At 44.8% G+C, this 10,789-nt stretch carries 6 protein-coding genes and 1 pseudogene; all 7 read right to left on the bottom strand.

Annotated features, from left to right (window positions below; translation table 11 throughout):
- The coding region (locus ONB37_13035; protein ID MDZ7401080.1) for a S8 family serine peptidase at window positions 1-1,534 on the bottom strand (1,534 nt) is incomplete at its 3' end.
- A 24-nt stretch (window positions 1,535-1,558) separates the two neighbouring features.
- A complete protein-coding gene (locus tag ONB37_13030; protein MDZ7401079.1) occupies window positions 1,559-2,668 on the bottom strand; it encodes a hypothetical protein in 1,110 nt (369 codons plus the stop codon).
- Window positions 2,669-3,109: 441 nt separating this feature from the next.
- Entirely contained in the window at window positions 3,110-3,775 is a 666-nt protein-coding gene (locus tag ONB37_13025) for a T9SS type A sorting domain-containing protein (protein ID MDZ7401078.1), read from the bottom strand.
- A 1,341-nt stretch (window positions 3,776-5,116) separates the two neighbouring features.
- A pseudogene (locus ONB37_13020) lies at window positions 5,117-5,944 on the bottom strand (S8 family serine peptidase).
- Between the two features lie 486 nt (window positions 5,945-6,430).
- Window positions 6,431-7,588, bottom strand: a complete 1,158-nt coding sequence (locus tag ONB37_13015; protein ID MDZ7401077.1) for a hypothetical protein — start codon at window positions 7,586-7,588, stop codon at window positions 6,431-6,433.
- A gap of 482 nt (window positions 7,589-8,070) precedes the next feature.
- Window positions 8,071-8,340 carry a T9SS type A sorting domain-containing protein gene (locus ONB37_13010; protein ID MDZ7401076.1) on the bottom strand — a complete coding sequence of 90 codons (270 nt, stop codon included), beginning with the start codon at window positions 8,338-8,340 and terminating at the stop codon, window positions 8,071-8,073.
- A gap of 150 nt (window positions 8,341-8,490) precedes the next feature.
- Window positions 8,491-10,449 (bottom strand): heparinase II/III-family protein, encoded by a 1,959-nt coding sequence (locus ONB37_13005; GenBank protein MDZ7401075.1) that lies wholly within the window; start codon window positions 10,447-10,449, stop codon window positions 8,491-8,493.
- Between the last annotated feature and the right edge of the window lie 340 nt (window positions 10,450-10,789).

Below are 10,789 nucleotides of genomic sequence, written 5' to 3'. Positions count from 1 at the left end.
GATTATTCTGTCCTCGGGCTAAGATGCGCTGGTTGTTGTAGATCGTAGGCGAGATGTTTGGGGTCTTGTTGGCATAGGTTAAGGCCATGAGAATTGCCTGGTAGGCGTTGATGCGGCCGTAGCCATATTGATCTGTATAATTTTTTCCATTCATGCCCGCCACTTTTTCAGCTGAGTTATGCAAGATGTCTCTTACCTGCTGCCAGCTTAATTCAGGAGTAAAAGAGCGCATTAAAGCAGCGACACCGGCAACATGTGGCGTGGCGGCTGAAGTCTTGCCCATTTGAGAGTATAAGCCATTGCTCTCGGTGGTCCAGATACTTCCTGGTGCACCTGGAGCCATGATATCAAGATAAATCTCATTAAATTCATTGCCAATCTGACTGCCCTCTGGATATTGAAACCAACGAGTATCATCTTGCATGGTTGCTCCCACAGAGATGGTATTGAAATACCGTGCTGGATAGTACATTACTTCATCTCCAGCATTCCCAGCTCCACAAACAATAACAACATCATTGGGACTAGTTGTGGCATAGTTGACGGCCTCTCTAACGACAGCATAATCTTCTTCAAATATTCCGCTAATATTAATGACATTTGCTCCATTATCAGTAGCATATTGGATTCCCTCCGCCATGGCAAATTGATCAAGGTTACTTGGACCTAAATCATCAAGGCTCATAAATTTTACTCCCTTTTGGCTACCCCAGCCACCAGCTACTCCTGCTACACCTCGATATTGACCATTTTCAAAGTTATTAGTTTGCGCAATTGCTATCCCCGCTACGCCAGTACCATGTGTATCGGCTTCTGGGAGATTATCATCATCAAAACAGTCCCAACCAATCAGATCGTCAATGTAATCATTACCATCATTATCAGCTCCATCCAAATCCCCGCCTTGAGCTGCCGAAAAGAAATCGGGCCAGCCATTGTGATTGAGATCTTCAGCCGAATTAACCCAGAGATTGGCATCGAGGTCTTCATGAGTATATAATACGCCGCCATCAATCACAGCGAGGATCACCTGAGAGCTGCCAGTGCTAATATCCCAAGCATGCGGCATATCGAGCTTATCTTCTTTAAGATTCCATTGATTAATATAATGGGGATCATTGGGCGTGCCCAAATTTTGTCCCAGGGCATCAAATTCAAGAACGTCAAAGAGACCTGTTTCTTCCAATTGCTTGGCAATTTTAAAAGGATCCGCGTCTGGCATCACTTTAAGCAGATAAAAGCCATTCAAAATCCGCCGGCGGGCTACCGAAACGCCCTGAATATTATAATCAGCAAAATTGAAGCCCTTCAGATAACCTTTATCCCTAAGACGGGCAACAATACGATGCGCTATAATCTCATCACCGATGCTGCCCTGAAAATAAGTGTACCATTTCCCCCCTGCAAAGCAATAGGTTCGATCCATTAAATAAAAATATTGTTGCTGTGCAGAGGATAATGATATTAATAATAACATAAATACATAAATCAAAATGAAAGAAATATTATTCATTCGATTGGCAAAAGCATTCATGACGATCTCCTTTCGTTGTATAACTTAGAAAAATAACTTAAATATTCCGGCTGAAATTTCTAATCTGAACTCACAAGTATTGACATAAAGGATTCTTTTATCCCAATCTATGGCCATGTTAATCATGAATAAATCAGGGGGACCTTGGGTTAACACTGTCCAATTATGACCACCATCGATGGATTTGTACAAATTTTTTGAACCGCAGGCAATCAATTCGTTAGCATTATGAGGATTGATATCCAAATTGCACAAACCTGTTTTTAATGTATCAGACTTCACCCAGGTTTGGCCCGCATCGGTTGTTGTTAGAATGAAATGATTCATGCAGACATATAAGGGCTTGCCATGATACGGGTTAAACACAATATCATTTACCATATCTTGCACATCTGGATAATAGGGCCACCTGAGCATCTCTTGCCAGGTAGTTCCTTGATCTGTTGAGTTATACAGCAATGGTAATCCCCTATTGCTGTTGCCTCCTACCCAGAGCTCATTTAAACTTAACGGATGAAAAGCTGCTGCATAAAAGGTAATGCCTGAAAAAATGGAGAATATTAACTTCCAGGCACGGCCAAAATCCTGGCTTAAATATACTAATGGCCCTCCGCTACAAACTGCTAAAAGATAACGAGGATTCTGGGAAGATTGGATTAATCGAATGACATTAGCGGTACCCTTATAATATTGATCGGTATAAAAACCAGAATCCGATTTGATCCAGGTTTTACCATCATCAATCGAGCGGTAAATGCCAGACACCGCAGGCGAGAAATTCCCAGATCTCACGCTCACGATCAGAGTGTCTTCTAAAGACACTATATCTGTTAGACCTTCCTGATATCCGACGTCTACGCGCAAATTCGCCAAGCCAAGATAATGCCAATCTGCTTCAGCAGCCAGATTGTGGGGACTTCGCAGTAAGCCATTTTGCCGGGTACAGGCATACACCCAATCGCCGATAACTTTGATTCGATTGACCTGAAGGTTTTCTAATCCCATCGCTATCCAGCCCTGGGGGCGAGGTTGTTCAGGTCGAGTGATCTCTTTTCCTCTCTGGCATGATAAAAGCATAGCCAGCCCGAGGATGGACAGACAAAAGCCCAGCACTTTTAGATAATTTTTTCTCATCGCATTATCACCTTCCATTCCTATAAGTAATAAAAGGCCCCTGTTCTCTCGGCTCAACAATATTGTCAAAGCGTCCGATTCGGGGTTTCGTTCCAATTATCAAAGATCAAATTATCTTTTTCCAGCTATTATTCTGTTAGTAGTCGTTTCATCAAGACGAGGCAAGCGCTATTCGTTCAAGCGTGGTGTTCTATTCCGTAGCCAGTTTCTGATCCAGGTTCCGTTTCGCAGGTTTAATCCGTAGGTCGTATCTCAGTCGTCAACTTATAAAGTCAGGAAAGATGGATAGTCCTATTTTCAGCCTCGGTTTTAATATAATCAAGAAAAAAAAGAGTCAAGTAGCTTTTTGAGATTTTTAACAGAAACGTCGCTGCTTAGGAGCACATCGCATTGACCAGTCGTGTACAAGCGACCGGTCAGTCTTTTCATCTCGTGCCATTGCTAGCGAACCAGCACCAACTTTCTAATGGCAACATACGCGCCAGCTTCAAGGCGATAGATATAAATCCCGCTGGCTAAATCGCGGCCATCAAACGTCACTTCATAATATCCTGCTGGCTGATGCTGGTTCACTAAAATGGCCACTTCGCGTCCCAAAAGATCATAAACCGCTAATTTCACCTTGCCAGCTTCTGCCAGGGAATATTGAATATGGGTGCAGGCATTAAAGGGGTTGGGATAGTTTTGTGTTATGGCAAACGTCTCTGGCTCAAGTGTTTTCAACTGTTGCGGCCTTGGCTTTGGCAGCGCCTTAGGTTGTTCGATGTAAATGTGACCCAGCTTGTAGCTGAACTGCTTTCCCACAACCGCTGGCCCACCAAGCTCGGGCCTGATGACGATCGAAGCTCCAGCCAAGGGCGAGACATCCACTGTCACTTCCTGCTTTTCATCAATAGCACCATTGGTATCGGCGTAGCGTTCTGTGAGGACATAACTCTGACCTGAAGCTTGATCCGTTATTCGAAAGACCACTTCAACATTGGTAAAGCCAGTGGCAATTTTATCAGCCAAAGTATCTTGCTCGCAACTGCTGAATACGCGATAATGAAAGCGCAATTGTTCGGCCGTGGCAGGAAGCGCTATTGGCTGAGTGGCCAGATAATCCATGATCGTGGCATCATTAAGCTGCAGATTGATGTGTTGGTTGCAGGGGACGAATTCCAGCGACAGGGATTCTCCGCTTTTGGTGCTGACTTCGATCTCGCCCCATTCCAGCGATAGCGCGCTGGCGTCATCGGGATGTTCAAAGTCGGCGCGACGATGATAAACCCAATGGCTGGTTTGGGCGATCTTGGGCAGATATTGCTGGCTCAGCTCAATGGGATAAGGACCAGCGCCGCTGGTTTGATTGCCCGTCCAGATCATCTTGGGCGTATCCCAGCGAGTAGCGGTGATGTTGGCAAAGCGATTATTAGTTCCTGGCGTATAGGCAGTCCACGAGCCATCATCGCCCACTTTCAGTTGCAAATGAACCTGGTTGTCTGAGGTATGATAGAGCACGGTGGAACAATCGTCTTGCGGCGGACCATAAACGGTGACCGTCGGATATAGCGCATCCCGATTGGTGTGGCTAAATTCATCATATTGACTGTTCCAGGTGTTATTGCTTTGGCCCATGCGAAAACAGATGCGATAATTGCCGCCCCCACTAGGTCGAGCGTACCAGACTGCGGCGGTTTCATTGCCGTAGGTGATGGCCACTTGTGGAGCGCGGTCGAAAATGGTGGTGGTTTTGTCGACGGTAGTTCGGCTTGACCAACTGCCGTTATTGTAGATACGCGAAAAGACGTTGTCGCGCGTTGAATAAAGGAGAGATGCCCAGCTATCTTTGCCCATGAGTGACGGAAACCACACTTTATCATTATCGGGCGAGTCATCCAGGGAGCCAGTCGTTGCCCATTGATCATTGGAGGCCGTTCGGTATTTTAAACCACTACTGGTTACCCAGACCACAATAAGTTTATAGCTACCAGCGTATGAAATTGAAGTGATGACGGGCATGGGTCCAGCGCTTTGATAAGAGGAGCAGGTGATGTCATCGGCTACCAACACAGGATCGCCCCAGGAAGCGCCACCATTGCTGCTTTTGCGATAGTAAACTTTATATTTGACATTGGCTTTTTTGGTCTGCCACACCACATGGACGCCATCGGTTGTGCCTTCATCGATGATGGCCAGACAGGGCTGCCGGTTGTTTTCGGTTCCCGCACTCAAGCGGGCGGTGACATCCCAGCTTGCGCCATTGTTACTGGAGCGGCGATAGAATAGCTCGTAGCTTTCGCTCACGCCAGCGGCGAACACTTCATGGAGCATGTTAGCGGGATTATTCTGTCCCCGGGCTAAGATGCGCTGGTTGTTGTAGATGGTGGGCGAGATGTTGGGAGTCTTGTTGGCATAGGCTAAGGCCATAAGCAAGGACTGGTAGGCGTTGATGCGACCGTAGCCATAATAATTTGAAAAAGGTTGCCCTCCCATACCAGGAACCTTATCTGCTGTGTTGCAGATGATTTCGCGAACTTGGCTCCAGTTTAAAGATGGATCGACCGAGCGAATCAGTGCCGCAAGTCCAGCGACATGCGGTGCAGCCGCTGAAGTACCAGCGAAACTGTCATAATAATCACCGGAAACTGTACCTCCTGCGCCTCTTATATCAGTTGTGTATACCATACTTGGCGCCATTACATCAAGCTCGGGTCCGTATAAACTGTTTGAAAATCTTACGTCATTTTGGTCGGTGGCTCCGCATGAAATCACATTGGACCATTTTCCAGGATAACGAATGCTCTAATCATTTTTATAGGAGTCTTTGTGATTACCCGCAATAGCAACTACAACTACATCGTGTGATCCTACAGCATAATTAACAGCAGCTTCAAGTAGCTCTAAATCAGGGTCATTTGGTTCAAATTGACTGCTGATATTTATAACTTTAGCATCATGATCAGCTGCCCATTCAATAGCTTGGGCAGTTAATGAAATGATAGGATCTTGGTTCCCATCTTTTAGGATCATTAATGAGACGCCAGCCTGATTCCCCCAGCCACCAGCTATGCCAGCAATTCCGATCGAATTATTCGTTCTGGCGCCTGGTATTCCTGTGACATTGGTACCATGACCATAGCTGTCGATGGGTGAATTGTCATTATCCACAAAGTCCCAGCCGATATTTGACCATATATTACCTGATAAATCTGGATGTCCATAATCACAACCTGAATCAACAATACCTAAAATAACGGAAGGGTTTCCAGCAGTAATATCCCAGGCATTTTCCATGCGCAGCTTTGTTCCACTTAGATTCCATTGCTGAGTAAAATATTGGTCATTTGCAGTTACACCTCTTTTTCCATAGCCATCCAGGACGACATAATCAAAAAGACCTGACAATGAAAGCGTCTGCGCTACCTCAAAAGATCTAAGGCTATCAAGCGGAGATAAAACATAATATCCTTCCAAAAACCGAGGGCTGGCAAAACGAATGTCATGAACTCCTATCGCTTTAAGGTCATTATCTGTAAGAATTCCGCGATCGGTTCTGCGCACTATAATCCGATTGGGGATGCTTTCAGCACCAAACTCATTATGAATATATACGTACCATCTTCCATTTTTTAAGGCGTAGCTAATTCCATGAATTTGGATAATTTGTTCTTGTGAAAATGCGCTGCCAAAGCAAAATGCAAATATACTAAACAATGCAACGAGAGCTATCTGGCATATAATAAACTTATTCGTCTTGGCATCCATGGTTTGATCCTCCCTCTAATTTAAATTCTGGATTTCACTGATAGATGATAATTTAATTCGCGGTGCATTCAGCGGATTTTTCAACCGAAATATTCCATCAGCAGCCCCAATATATAACATATCCCTTAGTCTGTCAAATTCCAGTGTGAAAATATTCTCTTTGTTTGGTGATGTGAGAAGATAAAAGGAAGTGCCAGCATCAGAAGATAGATATAATTGGTTGCGGGAAATGGTAAAGAAGATATCTGATTGTGTTGGATGACATAGTATCTTCCAGAAGACAGTAATACTACTATCAACCAAAATCGGAGGCGATGGTTCCACATTGTCTATCCAATCTTGACCACCATTTAAAGATTTGAAGATTCCACCGTCAGTTACCACATAAATTACATTATTATTTATTGCATCAAACTCGAGATCAAATAAAGAAAGTGCTTTATATTGAAGAAACCTAACAGTTCTCAAATCTTGCCACATTATTCCGAAGTTATCTGAATATTGAAGAAATGGATCTCCACGCCCGCTTTGTCCGTAGGCCCATACAAGGTTGGGATTGGAAGGATGCCAGGTAAAACCATAATATCTAATGCTCACATCTCGACGATCTGGATAAACTAATGTCCATGATTCGCCATTATTATTTGATCTGAAAATTGTGTTATTCCCAGCTAATATTATTTGAGGATCATGCGGTGAACGTTTTAAATCATACACCTTGCTAGAACGATAATTATCTGTTCTGATGCCTGAATCGGATGGCGCCCAGGTTTTGCCACCATCACGAGAGCGCCAGATTCCGACCTTTATACCTTTTTCTATTTCAATAGGAGCATCAAGTCCTGCCAGGATATCATTGCCCCAGATATCAACTTTAGCAACGCCGTACAGAGGGCCAAGCGTCGAATCATAGCTGGCTAATCCTAAATATTCCCAATCTGCATTCATTTGAGCTATATTCCGACGCCAGACACCGTCCTTTGCTGCGGCTACGTAAAGATACGGCTCAGCGAGGGTAAGGTTGACTGGTACTTTATCATGAAATTCCAGGGATTGCCAGGTTCCAGGAGAAAGCTCATCCTCTTTAATTTTTAGAGGAACATCTTCGGTACATGTTAGAAAAAGCAACCATAAAATCGAGAGGGCTATAAATTGAATATTTTTTTTCTTCATGGCGTCTCTTGCTCCATTAGGGTCAGAAATTTAAAATTTAAAGCCTCTCCTCTCACATTTATTATCAAACTGTTTGATTCAGCTTCCGTCCTTGCTCATCAAAAACAGATTGGCTTTTTCAGGGCATTATCCGGTCACTAGCCATTTCATTGGGCTCAGGCAGAAGCTACCCCATCAGTTGTTATCTTTTATGCTCTCACCGAGTTTTGAAGTTTCGACCCCGGCTTTTGAAGATTGACGACTGCACTTTTTCATTTTTAAAGTCTAGTTTCGCAGCTTTAACCCATCGGTCATATGTTATTCATCAATTTATTAGTTTAGGAATGATTGCTTGTCTTATTTCAGCCGTTACCTTAATTATAATCCAAAAAAAGAAAAAGTCAATAGGTTTTTTGATATTTTTAACAGCAGCGCCGTTGCTTGGTAAAACATGTCACTGACCAGTCGCTGCCACCGACCGGTCAGTCTTCTTTATGCCATCGCTAACGAACCAGCACCAGCTTCTTATTGGCAACATACGCGCCAGCTTCAAGGCGATAGATATAAACCCCACTAGCTAAATCGCGGGCATCAAAGGTCACTTCATAATGTCCTGCTGGCTGCTGCTGGTTCACTAAAATGGCCACTTCGCGTCCCAGGAGATCATAAACCGCTAGCTTCACCTTGCCAGCTTCTGCCAGGGAATATTCGATGCGGGTGCAGGAATGAAAGGGATTGGGGTAATATTGTCGCAGCGCATAAGTTTCTGGCAAAAGTATCTTGTCCTGGTGAAGCCGTGGCTTTAGCAGGGCTTGGTATTGTTCGATATGAATGTGATCTAAAATAAAGATGTTTATGTTCGATATTTCAGCTTAAATAAGTTCAGCATTTTCGATCGAATCATTTGTTCGAGCAATTTTTGCTCACTGGCTGATTTTAACATTTATCGACTCTCGCCACAATGGCACAATATTCTTCAATAAAATTCGGTAGATTTGTTGTCCCCATACTCGTTTAAGATTGTCATCTTTAATCGGAATGATCTCAAAATCAGCTTTGAATTTATCAGCATCGAAAGAAAGATGCAATTGAGCCGAGCTCTGATCAATGGAATGATTGAGCTTGATCTGACCGGACGCAAGCAACTCAGGTCTGGCAGCGGTCATCAGAGTGAACTGGATATTATCACTGGCCAGCTTGAGATCAAAATCATCGGTGATGGTGATATCCTGGCTGCGATTGAGCCGGATGGTGCGGACCCAATAATTGATCCCCGCCTCAGTTGGATAAGCGCTGGCGATATCCATTTTCAGTTGTGCATAGCTATCATTGGAGGAATAAAGTACGTCTCTGGCAGCGTATTGTCGACCGTCTTTTTGCATGATGCCGTTGATGCTGGGCAGATTATGATAAGCGGATTGCATTGTCCAAATCTCATATCGCTGGGCGCTAAATGTCTTGCGGGTGTAAGATTCAACGCCGACATCGATGATCATAGGCACACCATTCATGTAAACAATGAAGTTTCCCACGTCGTTATGGTTGTGGCTTTCGGCGTTGTGGCCGGCCTGAGCAGCCACATATAATCCGGCGGTAGAGCCGGCCAGAGATCTGGCGATCATCACCTGATGGCCTGGCAGCCAGACATCGCGCAATAACGGAGCTGTGGCATTTGCTGCCAGAAGCGAGTCATAATTAAAGATAGCTGCCAGTTGCCGGCCGATGCTGCTGGTCAATAATCGTCTCAATTCGCCCCGGCGCGAAACGAGATAGCCTGCAAAATCCTGCATAATTTGATCGCCAATCCGCTTTCCGAAGCGATAAATCAAATCGGCTTCTGGGTAAACGATTGCCGCGGCATCAGCAAAATTGACATAATAATCATAGGCGATATGAACGCGATAGATGAAGCGCGCCATTTCTTTGATGAGCGGCTGATTGTAAAGGTTGATTTTGCCGTTGCTGGAAAGATAAAATAGTTCTAAGCAATCGAAAAGGGAAGCGGCGGCGCGACCCCAATAGTTAGGCCCCTCGTCACAGCCACCATCATCCGGGTAGCTGTCGATGAAAACATCCAGGCTCCGCATAATTTTTTCAACCGCCTGGATGCGTCTTCCTGGGTTCTTTTCGGTGAGCAACACTGCAGCAAGCCAATTGGAATTGATCCATGGGTTCCAATTATTAATGGTCAAGCCGGGAATAAATCCCATCCACCAGAAATCCTGCCGCTCACGGCAAGGCGTGAGTAATCGCTGATTTATTTCGGCTAAAATGCGCTGATTGATCAAAGGCGAAACACGATCCAGCTCTTCGCCAAGAAGGTAATAGGTCCATGCTAATAATGCGCCGGTTTCGCTGACGAATAAGTCAACTGTGGGCTCGGCAATATCTGGCAAACCAACGCCTTGCCTCTGCATTCCCACATGGGCTGGGACGCCCCAATAGGATTCCTCGCAGATGGCCCAGATGCCGTTGACGATATCATCCAGAAATCGACGCCGGCCCTCGGTGCATTCTGCCAGCACCAGATGGCATAGGGCATCCCGACGCGCAAAGGCTTGACGCTGGAAGTTTTCCCGATTGCCGGTGCGAGCAAATTCAAGGAACAACGTGGCAGGGAGGGCGGGCCATTGATAGTTCAGATAATTCTCGCCTCGCTCGATGAGAAATTTTCGCAAGGGCTCGGCTAAGCTGTTCCAGGCGGATCGCTCCGACCAGCGCGGAAATGGATGAAAATCAGATTGAGAGGTCAATATCCGCTGCAATTCGCTTACTGGGTAACTTCGGCTGAGCATCGACCGAATCCGCTGAGCGTGACCAACAGTTACAAGGGAGCAAATCAGCATGATGATTAACATCGCTTTTAAGGTTTGGTTGAGCATGGGCAATCCCTCTCGGTCTATTTGTTCTTCTGATAAATGACTCTTTTCGCAAACCAGCAGTGAGCAAATCAGATTTAAAAATATCCTGCAAATCGAAAATGGAGATTGTTCTTTTATGTCACCGACGAAATATAGAAAAAGCACCAAAAAATTTTTATCTCCCAAAAGCTCGTGGCAATACTTTTATGGTATGGACAATGTCTCATGTCGAATTTATTGAATGGCGCGGAGAAATGCAATAATTTTATTTGGCTAATTTTGAAGCGGTTTGGCGTTATGTTTGCAGTAATAACCATTTCAAAGTTAGCTAAAAATCGAATGTTGCCTTTTCTAAAGGACG

Source organism: candidate division KSB1 bacterium (genome assembly GCA_034506395.1).
In the GTDB taxonomy this organism is placed as follows: Bacteria; Zhuqueibacterota; Zhuqueibacteria; order Thermofontimicrobiales; family Thermofontimicrobiaceae; genus Thermofontimicrobium.
This window is presented reverse-complemented; position numbering and strand designations above follow the sequence as displayed.

What these genes read in the sequence shown, in the direction of transcription:
- ONB37_13030 (MDZ7401079.1), bottom strand. Translation starts at nt 2,668, where the DNA reads ATGAGAAAAAATTATCTAAAAGTGCTGGGCTTTTGTCTGTCCATCCTC.
- ONB37_13025 (MDZ7401078.1), bottom strand. Translation starts at nt 3,775, where the DNA reads ATGGATTATCTGGCCACTCAGCCAATAGCGCTTCCTGCCACGGCCGAA.
- ONB37_13015 (MDZ7401077.1), bottom strand. Translation starts at nt 7,588, where the DNA reads ATGAAGAAAAAAAATATTCAATTTATAGCCCTCTCGATTTTATGGTTG.
- ONB37_13005 (MDZ7401075.1), bottom strand. Translation starts at nt 10,449, where the DNA reads ATGCTCAACCAAACCTTAAAAGCGATGTTAATCATCATGCTGATTTGC.